The following is a 13,770-nucleotide window of genomic DNA, read 5'->3' as shown; positions in this document are numbered from 1 at the left end:
TCCTCCACACCTACAACCACCACCGCTGCCACACCGCACTGGACGGCAAGCCACCCATCAGCCGTGTGAACAACGCTCCAGGTCAATACAACTAGGGCCTGTCCGATGGGTCAGGGTCGGAAAGGCTCTAGGCCTTGAACCACCCGACCGGCCCTGAGGGGCGCTGTCCCGGCCGGCCGCCGCCCCTACGGCCCCACCCGCTCGACCCGTACCGCGCACACCTTGAACTCCGGCATCCGGGACGTCGGGTCCAGCGCCGGGTTGGTCAGGGTGTTGGCCCGTCCCTCGCCCGGCCAGTGGAACGGCATGAAGACCGTGTCCGGGCGGATCGCGCCGCTCACCCGGGCCGGGGCGACCGCGCGGCCCCGCCGGGAGACCACCGCGACCGGCTCCCCGTCCGCGACGCCCAGCTGCTCCGCCAACCGCGGATGGAGCTGTACGAACGGGCCCGGCTCGGCGGCGTTCAGCTCGGCGACCCGGCGGGTCTGCGCACCCGACTGGTACTGGGCCAGCACCCGGCCTGTCGTCAGTACCACCGGGTACGCGTCGTCCGTCTCCTCGGCCGCCGGCCGGTGCGTGACCGGTACGAACCGGGCCCGGCCGTCGGGCGTCGCGAAACGGTCCAGGAAGAGGCGCGGCGTGCCGGGGTGAACCGCGGGGGCGCCCCCCTCCGGGGCCCCCTCAGGACCCTCCGGACACGGCCAGAACACCCCGTCCTCCTCGGCGATCCGCCGGTACGTGATGCCCGAGTAGTCCGCGGGCCCGCCCGCCGACGCCCGGCGCAGCTCGTCGAAGACCTCCTCCGGCGCGGTCGGGAAGCCCTTCTCCCGGCCCAGGCGCGCCGCGAGCCCGCTGAGCACCTCCAGGTCCGTACGGACACCGGGCGGCGGGTCCAGCGCGCGGCGCCGCAGCAGCACCCGGCCCTCCAGGTTGGTCGTGGTCCCGGTCTCCTCCGCCCACTGGGCGACCGGCAGCACCACATCCGCAAGGGCGGCCGTCTCCGACAGCACCACATCGGCCACGGCCAGGAAGTCCAACGACCGGATGCGCTCCTCCACATGGGCGGCCCGCGGCGCCGACACGACCGGGTTGGAGCCCATCAGCAGCAGCGCGCGGATATCGCCGCCCAGCGCTTCCAGCAGCTCGTACGCGCTGCGGCCGGGCCCCGGCAGCGAGTCCGGGTCGACGTCCCACACCTCCGCCACATGCCGGCGCGCCGCCGGATCGTCGAGCTTGCGGTAGCCGGGCAGCTGGTCGGCCTTCTGGCCGTGTTCGCGACCGCCCTGGCCGTTGCCCTGGCCGGTCAGACAGCCGTAGCCGGACAGTTCCCGGCCCGCCCGGCCGGTCGCCAGGCACAGGTTGATCCATGCGCCTACGGTGTCGGTGCCCTTCGCCTGCTGTTCCGGCCCGCGCGCCGTCAGCACCATCGAGGACTCCGCGTCACAGAACAGCCCTACCGCTTCGCGGAGTTGGGGGACCGGAACGCCCGTGATGCGTTCGACCATTTCCGGCCAGTGCGCCATCGCCGCGGCCCGCGCCTCCTCCCAGCCGCTGGTCCGCGCCGCGATGAAGTCCTCGTCCGTACGGCCCTGCGCCACCACCAGGTGCAGCAGTCCGAGCGCCAGCGCCAGATCCGTGCCGGGGCGGGGCGCGAGATGCAGATCCGCCTGCTCGGCGGTGCGGGTGCGGCGCGGGTCGACGACGATCAGCTTGCCGCCGTTCTCCCGCAGCTCCGTGAGGTAGCGCAGCGCGGGCGGCATGGTCTCGGCCAGGTTGGAGCCGACCAGGATGACGCAGCCGGTCCTGGCCACATCGGCCAGCGGGAACGGCAGCCCTCGGTCCAGGCCGAACGCCCGGCCGTGCGCCGCCGCAGCCGAAGACATACAGAAGCGGCCGTTGTAGTCGATCTGCGAGGTGCCGAGCGCGACCCGGGCGAATTTGCCGAGGGTGTACGCCTTCTCGTTGGTCAGCCCGCCTCCGCCGAAGACGCCGACGGCGTCCCGGCCGTATGCCGCTCCGGTGCTCCGCAGGCCGTCCGCGACCCGGTCCAGGGCCACGTCCCAGGTGGCCGGCTCCAGAGCCCCGGTGGCGGCATCGCGCACCAGGGGAGTCGCCAGCCGCGCCCCGGGGGCCAGCAGCTCGGGGGCGGTACGGCCCTTGCCGCACAGCGCGCCCCGGTTCACCGGGAACGCGGTCCGCTCGACGACCTGCACCCCCGGCCCCGCAGGCCGCAAACCCATGCCACATTGGAGAGCGCAGTAGGGGCAGTGGGTGTCGACTGTCGCGGCGTTCATATCCGACAGCGTGGTACGGGCGTGTTACACGCACGGAACACGTCTGTTTCCGGCGCGCACCAGGTACCTCCCACCGGGCCGGCGGCCGGCGGAGGCCGGACGGCACATGGATTTCCCCGCGGGGAAACGGAACGGCAACGTCCGGCTGCCAGGCTCACGCCATGACGGAGTCGATATCGCACCAGCCCGCCCCGGCCGCCCCGATCGACCTCGCCCCGAGCGATGACCTGGCCCCGCGCGACCACAGTGACGACTGCGGGGGCCGTGGCGCCCGCGCCTCCGCCGCCGAGCCCCTGGGGACGGCGGACCTCGCCACCGAGATCACCGCCCAGCTGAGCACTCAGCTCAGCAAGGTCAGGCTGTACGGCTTCCGCCGCCCGGCCGCGCCTTGTCACGGCGCCCGCCCGGCCGCCTCCGTAAGGCACCGCGCCCAGGAGTCCCGTACGACGGACGGGCCGCGCCCCCTCCCCACGCTGGTCGCCGTCGCGCACGGCAGCCGCGATCCGCGCGCCGTGCACACCGTCAGCGCACTGCTCGACCGGATCCGCGCGTTCCGCCCCGACCTGCCCGTACGGCTCGGCCACATCGAGCTCAACCAGCCGCTGCTCGCCGACACCCTCGCCGGGCTGCGCGGCGAGGCCATCCTCGTACCGCTGCTTTTCGGCCGCGGCTACCACGTCACCCACGACCTGCCCGCCGCGCTCGCCGCCGCGCCCCACCTGACCGGCCGGACAGCCACGCCGCTCGGCCCGCACACCCTCCTGGTGGAGGCACTGCACGGCCGCCTCCTGGAGGCCGGGTTCGGCGACGACGCCGGGTTCGGCGACGAGCCCCGAACGCCCGCCGAGTACGCAGCGGCCACCGGCTCCCGGTCCCGCTCCGGCATCGGCCGCACCGCGGTGGTGCTGGCCGCCGCCGGCTCCCGGGCGGCGCGCTCCGCCGACGACATCGCGCGCACCGCGCAGCTGCTCTCGGCCCGCCTCGGCGGCATCCCCGTACTGCCCGCATTCGCCTCCGCGGCCACCCCGACCGTCGCCGACGCCGTCCGCATCCTGACCGCCCGCGGCCACGACCGGATCGCCGTCGCCTCCTGCTTCACCGCCCCCGGACGGTTCGCCTCCCAGTGCGCGGCCGACGCCCCCGGAATCGCCGCCGCGCCCCTCGGCGACCACCCCGCACTGGCCCGTCTCGTACTGCACCGCTACGACCAGGTGCTCTTTGCGCGTACCGCATCCGACCCGGACGGCACCAGGGCGGCTACCGTCGCTGTATGACGGGCACACCACCGAACACCGGCCAGGAAACGGGCGGCTCCGGCGCGCGCCCCCACGCCACAGCCACCCCCTTGGCCGACACCCGCGCCCCCGACACCGCCGGCTACACCACCGCCGACGCCGAGCGCTGGGTCCCCGAGCCCGACAAACGCCCAGGGCGCACCGCCTTCCAGCGCGACCGGGCCCGGGTCCTGCACTCCGCCGCACTGCGCCGCCTCGCCGGCAAGACCCAGGTCGTCACCCCCGGCACGCTCACCCACGCCTGGGACGCCAGCCCGCGCACCCGCCTGACCCACTCCCTGGAGTGCGCCCAGGTCGGCCGCGAGCTCGGCGCCGCCCTCGGCTGCGACCCGGACCTCGTCGAGACCGCCTGCCTGGCGCACGATCTCGGCCACCCGCCCTTCGGGCACAACGGCGAGCAGACGCTCAATCAGGTCGCCGCGCCCTGCGGTGGCTTCGAGGGCAACGCCCAGTCGCTGCGGTTGCTGGCCCGCCTGGAGCCGAAACGGTTCATTCCGGCCCCGGACGGCCGGACCGTCAGCGTCGGTCTGAACCTGACCCGCGCCGCCCTCGACGCCGCCACCAAATACCCGTGGCCGCGCGGCGCGCACCCCACCGACCCCGCGTCCCCGAAGTTCGGCGTGTACGAGGACGACCTGCCGGTCTTCTACTGGTTCCGCGAGGGCGCGCCCGCCGCGGCGCGGAGCTTCGAGGCGCAGGTCATGGACTGGTCCGACGATGTGGCGTACTCGGTGCACGACGTCGAGGACGGGCTGCACGCCGGACACCTCGACCCCAACCTGCTGCTCGCCGACGCCGAGCGCGCCGAGATCTTCGCGGTCGCCGGTGAGCGCTATGCGCCGGGCGCGGGCCCCGAGGAGCTGGCCGAGGCGCTGGACCGCCTCCTGGAGCAGGAGTGGTGGCCGCACGGCTACGACGGATCCGCGCTCGCCCAGGCCCGCCTCAAGGACGCCACCAGCCAGCTGATCGGCCGTTTCTGTCTGGCCGCCGAGGCCGCGACCCGGGCCGCCTACGGGGCCGGCCGGCTCACCCGCTACCGGGCGCAGCTGATGGTTCCGGCCGAAACACGGCTGGAATGCGCCGTTTTGAAAGCCGTCGCCGACCGGTACGTCATGCAGCGGCCCGACCAGGAAGCGCTGCGCGCCGACCAGCGTGTGGTGATCGCCGAACTGGCCGAGGCGTTGCTCGCGCGCGCCCCCGACGGCCTTGATCCGCAGTTCCGTTCGCTGTTCGACGCGGCCGCCGACGACACCGCCCGTATGCGAGCCGTCATCGACCAGATCGCGGCTCTCACGGACGTATCGGCCCGCTCCTTGCACGCCCGTCTCACCCGGCACTCTGGTCACGCGCGGGGCAACCGAGGGTGACCCTGGAGGGGAAGACCCCCTTCCCCCATCACCCTCTGTGCGGGACGCTCGAACGGGATTGTTTCGAACGGGGAACGACAAGGGCAACAACGGGGGCATGACACACGGGGGCACCGACCGGGGGACCAACCGGGGGCGTTCACGGACGCGGAAGCGGACGTACGGCACCGCAACGAGGAGGAAGCAAGTGGTCGACGCACACCAGACGTTCGTCATCGTCGGGGGTGGCCTGGCCGGGGCGAAGGCCGCCGAGACGCTCCGCTCGGAAGGCTTCACCGGCCGGGTGATCCTCATCTGTGACGAGCGCGACCACCCGTACGAGCGCCCCCCGTTGTCCAAGGGGTACCTGCTCGGCAAGGAGGAGCGGGACAGCGTCTTCGTCCACGAACCCGCCTGGTACGCCAAGGCGCAGATCGAGCTGCACCTAGGCCAGCCCGCCGTCCACCTGGACCCCGCGGCGAAGACCGTACGCCTCGGCGACGGCACCCTCATCGTCTACGACAAGCTGCTGCTGGCCACCGGCGCCGAGCCGCGCCGCCTGGACATCCCCGGCACCGGCCTGGCCGGTGTCCACCATCTGCGCCGCCTCGCGCACGCCGAACGGCTGCGCGGTGTGCTGTCCGCCCTCGGCCGCGACAACGGTCATCTCGTCATCGCCGGCGCCGGCTGGATCGGCCTCGAAGTCGCCGCCGCCGCCCGCTCGTACGGCGCCGAGGTGACCGTCATCGAGGCCGCGCCGACGCCGCTGCACCATGTCCTGGGCCCCGAACTGGGCGGACTCTTCACCGACCTGCACCGCGAACACGGCGTCCGCTTCCACTTCGGCGCCCGCTTCACCGAGATCGTCGGGCAGGACGGCATGGTGCTCGCGGTGCGCACCGACGACGGAGAGGAACACCTCGCCCACGACGTGCTCGCCGCGATCGGCGCCGCCCCGCGCACCGCCCTCGCCGAACAGGCGGGCCTGGCCCTGGTCGACCGCTTCGACGGCGGCGGCATCGCGGTGGACGCCTCGCTGCGCACCTCCGACCCGCACATCTACGCCGCCGGTGACGTGGCCGCCGCCGACCAGCCGTACCTGGACACCCGTCTGCGCGTCGAGCACTGGGCCAACGCCCTCAACGGCGGCCCGGCCGCCGCCCGCGCCATGCTCGGCCAGCAGGTCAGCTACGACCGCGTCCCGTACTTCTTCTCCGACCAGTACGACGTCGGCATGGAGTACTCCGGCTACGCCCCGCCCGGCGCCTACGACCAGGTCGTCTGCCGCGGCGACGTCGGCAAGCGGGAGTTCATCGCCTTCTGGCTCAGCGAGGGCCGGCTGCTCGCGGGCATGAACGTCAACGTCTGGGACGTCGCCGGGACCGTCCAGCAACTCATCCGCTCCGGGCGGCAGTTGGACGCCGACGCCCTGGCCGATCCGGAGGTACCGCTGGAGTCGCTGCTCCCGTAGCGTGACTGCATGACCCAGCGCCCCAACGGTCCCGCCAGCCCCAACAATCCCGTCGGCGGTGCCACGAGCGTCCCGGCCGTCACTCTCGACGACGTCCGGGACGCCGCCCGGCGGCTGGCGGGCGTGGCACACCGCACGCCCGTGCTGCGCTCCCGCACCCTCGACGCGCTGGTCGGCGCCGAGATCTTCCTCAAGTGCGAGAACTTCCAGCGCATCGGGGCGTTCAAATTCCGCGGCGCCTACAACGCCCTCTCGCGGCTGTCACCGGAGCAGCTGGCCCGTGGTGTCGTCGCGTACTCCTCCGGCAACCACGCCCAGGGGGTCGCGCTGGCCGCCCGGGAGCTGGGCAGCCGCGCCGTCATCGTGATGCCCGAGGACTCCCCGCAGTCCAAGATCGACGCCACCGCCGGATACGGCGCCGAGATCGTCTCGTACGACCGCTACACCGGCGACCGCACCGCCATCGGCCGGCAGCTCGCGGAGGAGCGTGGCCTGGCCCTGATCCCGCCCTACGACCACCCGCACATCATCGCCGGGCAGGGCACCGCCGCCCTGGAGCTGATCGAGGAGACCGGCCCGCTCGACGCGCTGCTGGCGGCGGTCGGCGGCGGGGGCCTGATGGCGGGCTCGGCCACCGCCGCCACCGCTCTGGTCCCCGGCATCCGCATGATCGGTGTGGAGCCGGAGGCGGGCGATGACACCTTGCGGTCGCTGGCCGCCGGCCACCGGGTGACCATCCCCGTCCCGCGCACCATCGCGGACGGCCAGGCCGTCGAATCGCCCGGCGAGCTGACCTTCGCCATCAACCGCAAGCTCCTCGACTCCGTCGTCCTGGTCAGCGACGACGAAATCCGCGCCGCGATGAAGCTGGCCTTCGAACGACTGAAGATCGTCACCGAACCGAGCGGCGCCAGCGCGCTGGCCGCCCTCCTGGCCGGGCGCGTCGACCCTTCCCCCGTGCCTGGACGGCCTGGGCGGTCCCCCCGCCCGCCCCGCATCGGCGTGATCATCTCCGGCGGCAACATCGGCCTGGACCGCTTCCTGGAACTGCTGGGCTGACCGCCGACGCCGGGCGTCGCCTCGCCCCCTCCGGGGGAGCGGGCGGGGGTGGATTCGGGCGTGAGGGGAGCCGCGGGCGTACGCGCGGCCGGGACTGTCCGACCCCGGCCGTAGAATTCACGCGTGGCAGGACGGATCAACGATGACGACGTGAAGGCGGTTCGGGACGCGGTCCCGATCGACGCCGTCGTGTCCGAATACCTCCAGCTCCGCAACGCCGGCGGCGGCAACCTCAAGGGCCTGTGCCCCTTCCACGACGAGAAGTCCCCGTCGTTCCATGTGAGCACCGCCAAGGGGCTGTACCACTGCTTCGGCTGCCAGGAGGGCGGCGACACCGTCGACTTCATCATGAAGATCGACCACCTCTCCTTCGCCGAGACCATCGAGCGGCTCGCCTCCCAGGCCGGCATCACCCTGCGCTACGAGGAGGGCGGCTACACCCCCGGCCGCCAGCAGGGCGAGCGCACCCGCCTGGTGGAGGCCCACAAGGCCGCCGCGCAGTTCTACGTCGAGCAGCTGGACGGCCCCGAGGCCGAGATCGCCCGCAAGTTCCTCGCCGGGCGCGGGTTCGAGCAGAGCGCCGCCCAGCACTTCGGCGTCGGCTACAGCCCGGCCGGCTGGGACCACCTCACCCGCTTCCTGCGCGGCCGCGGCTTCAGCGACAAGGAACTGATCCTCTCCGGCCTCTCCCAGGACGGCCGCCGCGGCCCCATCGACCGCTTCCGCGGCCGCCTGATGTGGCCGATCCGCGATATCTCCGGCGAGGTCGTCGGCTTCGGCGCCCGCAAGCTCCGCGACGACGACAACGGCCCCAAGTACCTCAACACCCCCGAGACCCCCATCTACCGCAAGTCCCAGGTCCTGTACGGCATCGACCTGGCCAAGAAGGAGATCGCCAAGACCAGCCGCGCCGTGGTCGTCGAGGGCTATACGGACGTCATGGCCTGCCATCTGGCCGGCGTCACCACCGCCATCGCCACCTGCGGCACGGCCTTCGGCGAGGGCCACATCAAGATCCTCCGCCGGCTCCTGATGGACAACGCCCGCTCCGAGGTCGTCTTCACCTTCGACGGCGACGCGGCCGGCCAGAAGGCCGCCCTGCGCGCCTTCGAGGACGACCAGAAGTTCGCCGCCGAGACCTCCATCGCGATCACTCCCGGCGGGATGGACCCCTGCGACCTGCGGCTCGCCAAAGGCGACGAGGCCGTCGCCGGACTCGTCGAGGCCCGCACCCCGCTCTTCGAGTTCGCGCTGCGCCATGTCGTCTCCCAGCACAACCTCGACACCACCGTCGGCCGCGCCGCCGCCCTGGACGAGGCGGCGCCCATCGTCGCCCACATCAAGAACAGCTCCATCCAGCACGAATCCGCCGTCCAGCTGGCCGGCATGCTCGGCATCCTGGACACCCAGTTCGTGGTCAAGCGCGTCTCCCAGCTCGCCCGCTGGGCCCGCGAGCGCGGCCGCGACGGCGGCGCTGCCGACGGCTCTGCCCAGGGCCGTCAGCAGCGCCGCGGCCCGGCCACCGCCGCCGTCCAGGAGCGCCCCGCGCCCGGGCAGCCACGACATGGGGGACCCGCCCTCAACCTCCGCAGCCCCGCCCACCGCGTCGAGCGGGAACTCCTCAAGCTCGCCCTCCAGCGCCCCGACCTGGTCTCCCCGGCCTTCGACGCCTACGGTGCGGACGAGTTCACCGCCCCGCCCTACGCCACCGTCCGCCAGTGCATCGAGGACGCCGGCGGCACCACCGCCGGCGCCACCGACAGCGGATACGTCGCCCGGGTCCGCGACGCCGCCCCCGACGACACCGTCCGCGCCATGGTCACCGAGCTCACCGTCGAGCCGCTGCACATCCGCCGTGAGCCCGACGAGGCCTACGCCGGCGTCCAGTTGGTCGCGGTCCGCCTCGCCGCCGTCAACCAGCGGGTATCCGAAATCCGCGGCACCCTCCAGCGCCTCGGCCCCAGCGCCGACCCCGAGCACCTCGCCGCCGTCCAGAACGAACTCTGGGTGCTCCAGCAGTACGGCCAGTCCCTGCGCGAACGCGGCTACGCGGCGCTTTAGAGCGCCCGAGGGGAATGGGGCGCACCACCCCTCCCCGCACCCCGCCGTAGCCGCCCGGTCACGGACCGGACTCAAAAAGTGGTCGCACGCCCCTCGTGGCGGGAGTGTGTCGTACCCCACACTGAGGAGCGGTGCCTGAGTCCTCGGAGCGCGGCGGGTCCGGTCGTACCGACCGTGCATCCCCCGCGGAACCGCTCGTGACGTACGGGACGGACAGCGGCTCGGCCGCAGCCGTTCCCGACCTTTCTGCCGCCTCAGCTGCGATCACCCTGGAGGTCGCCCCCGTGCAGACCCAGACCCTCCCCGACGCGCCGGCCCTCCCAGAGACGGCCTCGCCCGAGCCCGCCATCCGCGACCATGCCACGGCCCGTGCCGTCCCGCCGGAGCCCGTCGCGCAGTCGGTCACCGTGCCGCAGCAGGCCGAACCGCCCGCCGTCGAGACGCTCACCGAGGAGATCACCCTCCAGACGCCGGCCCGCCCCGAAACGGGCGGCCCGTCCTCCGATCTCTTCCGCCAGTATCTCCGCGAGATCGGCCGGATCCCGCTGCTGTCAGCCGCCGAGGAAGTCGAGCTCGCCCGCCGTGTCGAGGCCGGTCTCTTCGCCGAGGAAAAGCTCACCAGCACCCCCGACCTCGCCTCCCAACTCGCCGTTGATCTCGACAAGTTGGTGGTCCTCGGCCGGATGGCCAAGCGCCGTCTCATCGAAGCCAACCTGCGTCTGGTCGTCTCCGTCGCCAAGCGCTATGTCGGACGCGGTCTGACCATGCTCGACCTCGTCCAGGAGGGAAACCTCGGACTGATCCGCGCCGTCGAGAAATTCGACTACGCCCGCGGCTACAAGTTCTCCACCTATGCCACCTGGTGGATCCGCCAGGCGATGTCCCGCGCCCTCGCCGACCAGGCCAGGACCATCCGCGTCCCGGTCCACGTCGTCGAGCTGATCAACCGCGTGGTCCGCGTCCAGCGCCGGATGCTCCAGGAGCGGGGCTACGAACCGACCCCCCAGGAAGTCGCCACCCATCTCGACCTCACCGAGGAACGCGTCAGCGAGGTGCTGCGGCTCGCCCAGGAGCCGGTCTCCCTGCACGCACCCGTGGGTGAGGAGGAAGACGTCGCGCTCGGCGATCTCATCGAGGACGGCGACGCCGCCTCACCCGCCGAATCCGCCGCGTTCCTGCTGCTCCGCGAACACCTCGACGCGGTGCTGTCCACCCTCGGCGAGCGGGAACGCAAGGTCGTCCAGCTCCGCTACGGCCTGGCCGACGGCCGCCCCCGCACCCTCGAAGAGATCGGCCGCATCTTCGGCGTCACCCGCGAACGCATTCGCCAGATCGAGTCCAAGACCCTCAACAAGCTCCGCGATCACGCCTTCGCCGACCAGCTCCGGGGTTATCTGGACTGAGCCAGGGACGGGGCCCGCGCCCCGGCCCGTCACGCCTCCCGCTGGAACGCCCCCGGGTAGGCCTCGTCGCGCACCGTCACATACTGCTGGCGCACGGCCTGCCCGACCGGCAGTTCCTCGCCCGGCTCGAAGATCTGGCTCGCGGCCGCCGGCCACTGGGGCGGATCGACCCACGCGGATCCGCCGCCCGGCCCGGCGTCCGCGCCGGCGGCCGGGGTGAGCGTGCCGTGCGCGACGCCCAGCGCCCAGGCGGCCTGCCGTGCCGCGCCCAGCGCCGCGTACTCCGCGGGTTGCGGCACCACGACCTGCACCCCGAACAGCCCCGGCGCCGCCGTCTGCACCGCGCCCAGCTCCGCGGCCGCGCCCAGCAGGAACACCCGGCGCACCGCCACACCGCGCCCGCGCAGCACATCCAGCGCGTCCGCGAGCCCGCAGAGCATGCCTTCCACGGCCGCCCGCGCCAGATGCTCCGGCTTCATGCTCTCCCGCCGCATACCGTGCAACGACCCGGCGGTGTGCGGCAGATGCGGCGTCCGCTCGCCCTCCAGATACGGCAGCAGCACCATCCCGTACGCGCCGGGCGACGACTTCAGCGCCAGCGCGGACAGCCCCTCCAGATCCGTCCCGAGCATCTCGGCCGTACCGCGCAGCACCCGCACCGCATTGCTCGTGTGCACCACCGGCAGATGCCGGCCCGTCGCGTCCGCGAACGAGGTGATGGTGCCCGTCGGGTCGGCCAGCGCCTCGTGATGGATCCCGAAGACGGACCCCGAGGCACCCAGCGACACCACGGCGTCGCCCTCCCCGACGCCCAGCCCGAAGGCGGCCGCCATCGTCTCGCCCGTACCGGCGGAGATCAGCAGCCCCTCGGGGGTGAAGCCGGCCGTCCCCGAGGGCCCCAGCACCTCCGGAAGTCGCACCTGATGGCCCAGCGCCAGCTCCACCAGATCCGGCCGGTACGACTCGGTCGCCGCCGACCAGAACCCGGTCGCCGAGGCGCCGCCCCGGTCCGTCGTACGCCGCGCGGGCCGCCCCAGCAGCTGCCACGCCAGCCAGTCGTGCGGCTGCATGACCTCCGCGATCCGGGCCGCGTTCGCCGGCTCGGTACGCGCCAGCCAGCGCAGCTTCGTCACCAGGTGCGCCGCCTGCGGCACCGCACCGACGGCCTGCGCCCACGCGGTCCGTCCGCCCAGCGAGTCGATCAGATCCGCGGCCGCGCTCTGCCCCCGCTTGTCATTGCCGAGCAGCGCGGGCCGTACGAGATTGCCGTCGGCGTCCAGCGGCACCAGACCGTGCTGCTGCGCCGAGACGCCGATCGCCTGCACCCCTTCGAGCAGCCCGCCGCCGGCAGCCTCGCCGAGCGACATCAGCCACGCCTGTGGATCGGCCTCCGGCCCCTTCTCGACGGGGTGCGGCGCGTACCCCTGCCTGATGACGGCACCCGTGTCCGCATCGCAGACGACGATTCGTGTGCTCTCGGACGAACTGTCCAACCCGGCGACTTTCCCCATGGCCCCAGATGATGCCCCATGAGACGCATAAGGAGAGAGTCAGGGTTTGCCCGGAGACGGCGCGTCGTCGGACTCGGGCGGGCCGATCGGGCGCGGACCGGCCGGGCGGGCTCAGGTATTGCTGGTGCCCCAGTCGTCCTCATTGTTGGCGCGCTGCTCCCGCAGCGAGCGGACCCGGTCGCCGACGGAGTGCGGCAGCCGGTCGCCGACCTTGGCCGAAACCGCCCCGAACGCCTTCGTCGCGGCCTCGCGCCCGCTCAGCGAGACGGACTCGACGCTGTTGCGGACCGTGGGGTTCTGCGCGACCCGCTGGGCGCTCTTGCGCAGCTGCTCATACCGCTCCCGGCCGGCCCGCGTGCCGAGCACGTAGCCGATGGCCAGTCCCGCGATGAACGTGAGCCGGTAGCGCATGGCTCCACCTTCCCTCTCGTCGGTCTCGCTCGGTGCCGTGCGCCTACCCTCCGGGGCCGGAGATCACCTGACGTGACCTGAGGCGATACCGATTGGCGGAGCACCCCCCTGCTTGCGCTAATGTATGTGTCGCAGCGAGCGCACGCCGTCCGGAAGACCGGACAGCGATGCATTCGAGGCACACAGAGCAATCCCCTGTAGCTCAATTGGCAGAGCAGCCGGCTGTTAACCGGCAGGTTACTGGTTCGAGTCCAGTCGGGGGAGCTCAATCCCCTGTAGCTCAATTGGCAGAGCATTCGGCTGTTAACCGGAGGGTTACTGGTTCGAGTCCAGTCGGGGGAGCAGAAGGAACGAGGACCCCGGAAGGGGTCCTTTTTCTTGTGCCGTGGAACCGAACCCCCGGTGATCCAAGTCCTCTTGGACGTGCATCGTCGCGCGACGACGGTCCTCACGGGCAACAGATCGTATGAGCGGCTATGCTGCGGCAGACGGCGCGCACAAATGTGCGCGGCGCGCCGTGGAGGGGGCAGTAGCTCAGCCGGTTAGAGCAGCGGACTCATAATCCGTCGGCCGTGGGTTCGAGTCCCACCTGCCCCACCACAGCCTGGTAGCGCAGAAACGATCTGACCAGGCGGGAGAACGATCAAGGGCCGCCATGGACACCATGGCGGCCCTTCTTCCGGTCTCAGACCAAGATCGATCGGCTGACCGGGACGGATCGACCGACCGGGACGGATCGGCTCTAGATGATCGGTGGACGTCCGAGTCTCGTCATTCGCCAGACCGTGCGCCAGCGCATGGGCTTGCGTCGTCCGCAGGGGGTCCGGACTCCTTCGGCGAAGCCGCCTGCCCAGGCCCGCAGTCCTGCTGCGGACCGGTTCCGGGCGGCTGTGAGCAGTGCCCAGGTTCCGAGGTAGAG

The 13,770-nt window shown here is 72.5% G+C and carries 9 protein-coding genes, 3 tRNA genes and 1 pseudogene; 9 read left to right on the top strand and 4 right to left on the bottom strand.

Translation table 11 applies throughout. The features are described 5' to 3' along the window. Positions 1 to 185: 185 nt before the first annotated feature. Positions 186 to 2,294, bottom strand: a complete 2,109-nt coding sequence (locus AB0I10_RS37620; RefSeq protein WP_363157248.1) for a molybdopterin oxidoreductase family protein — start codon at positions 2,292 to 2,294, stop codon at positions 186 to 188. A gap of 161 nt (positions 2,295 to 2,455) precedes the next feature. Between AB0I10_RS37620 and AB0I10_RS37615 the strand changes: the two genes are divergently transcribed. The 6 genes from AB0I10_RS37615 to AB0I10_RS37590 all read left to right on the top strand — a co-directional run bounded on the left by AB0I10_RS37615 (position 2,456) and on the right by AB0I10_RS37590 (position 10,929). Next, positions 2,456 to 3,568, top strand: a complete 1,113-nt coding sequence (locus AB0I10_RS37615; RefSeq protein WP_363157247.1) for a CbiX/SirB N-terminal domain-containing protein — start codon at positions 2,456 to 2,458, stop codon at positions 3,566 to 3,568. Beyond that, positions 3,565 to 4,956, top strand: coding sequence for a deoxyguanosinetriphosphate triphosphohydrolase (locus AB0I10_RS37610; protein ID WP_363157246.1), 1,392 nt, complete (start codon positions 3,565 to 3,567; stop codon positions 4,954 to 4,956). Before AB0I10_RS37615 ends, AB0I10_RS37610 begins: the two co-directional genes overlap by 4 nt. Positions 4,957 to 5,143: 187 nt before the next feature. Further along, entirely contained in the window at positions 5,144 to 6,406 is a 1,263-nt protein-coding gene (locus tag AB0I10_RS37605) for an FAD-dependent oxidoreductase (RefSeq protein ID WP_363157245.1), read from the top strand. A gap of 9 nt (positions 6,407 to 6,415) precedes the next feature. Beyond that, positions 6,416 to 7,465 (top strand): pyridoxal-phosphate dependent enzyme, encoded by a 1,050-nt coding sequence (locus AB0I10_RS37600; protein WP_363157244.1) that lies wholly within the window; start codon positions 6,416 to 6,418, stop codon positions 7,463 to 7,465. Positions 7,466 to 7,588: 123 nt separating this feature from the next. Beyond that, positions 7,589 to 9,526, top strand: a complete 1,938-nt coding sequence (gene dnaG / locus AB0I10_RS37595; protein WP_363157243.1) for a DNA primase — start codon at positions 7,589 to 7,591, stop codon at positions 9,524 to 9,526. A gap of 131 nt (positions 9,527 to 9,657) precedes the next feature. Beyond that, entirely contained in the window at positions 9,658 to 10,929 is a 1,272-nt protein-coding gene (locus AB0I10_RS37590) for a sigma-70 family RNA polymerase sigma factor (protein ID WP_363157242.1), read from the top strand. Positions 10,930 to 10,958: 29 nt separating this feature from the next. On the opposite strand, the gene AB0I10_RS37585 is transcribed toward AB0I10_RS37590, so the two are convergent. Both AB0I10_RS37585 and AB0I10_RS37580 read right to left on the bottom strand, forming a co-directional pair. Further along, positions 10,959 to 12,440 (bottom strand): FGGY family carbohydrate kinase, encoded by a 1,482-nt coding sequence (locus AB0I10_RS37585; RefSeq protein ID WP_363157241.1) that lies wholly within the window; start codon positions 12,438 to 12,440, stop codon positions 10,959 to 10,961. Between the two features lie 111 nt (positions 12,441 to 12,551). Then, on the bottom strand, positions 12,552 to 12,851 hold the full coding sequence (locus tag AB0I10_RS37580; RefSeq protein ID WP_363157240.1) for a YtxH domain-containing protein: 300 nt from the start codon (positions 12,849 to 12,851) through the stop codon (positions 12,552 to 12,554). A 191-nt stretch (positions 12,852 to 13,042) separates the two neighbouring features. Here AB0I10_RS37580 and AB0I10_RS37575 point away from each other — a divergent pair. The 3 genes from AB0I10_RS37575 to AB0I10_RS37565 all read left to right on the top strand — a co-directional run bounded on the left by AB0I10_RS37575 (position 13,043) and on the right by AB0I10_RS37565 (position 13,451). Next, a tRNA-Asn gene (locus tag AB0I10_RS37575) sits at positions 13,043 to 13,115 on the top strand. 5 nt (positions 13,116 to 13,120) lie between these two features. After that, positions 13,121 to 13,193: transfer RNA gene (locus AB0I10_RS37570), tRNA-Asn, on the top strand. Between the two features lie 181 nt (positions 13,194 to 13,374). Further along, positions 13,375 to 13,451 (top strand) — tRNA-Ile (locus AB0I10_RS37565). A 142-nt stretch (positions 13,452 to 13,593) separates the two neighbouring features. On the opposite strand, the pseudogene AB0I10_RS37560 reads toward AB0I10_RS37565, so the two are convergent. Beyond that, positions 13,594 to 13,770, bottom strand: a pseudogene (locus tag AB0I10_RS37560) (glycosyltransferase family 2 protein); the annotation flags it as partial.

The organism is Streptomyces sp. NPDC050636, from assembly GCF_040654775.1.
Taxonomy (GTDB): Bacteria; Actinomycetota; Actinomycetes; order Streptomycetales; family Streptomycetaceae; genus Streptomyces.
This window is presented reverse-complemented; position numbering and strand designations above follow the sequence as displayed.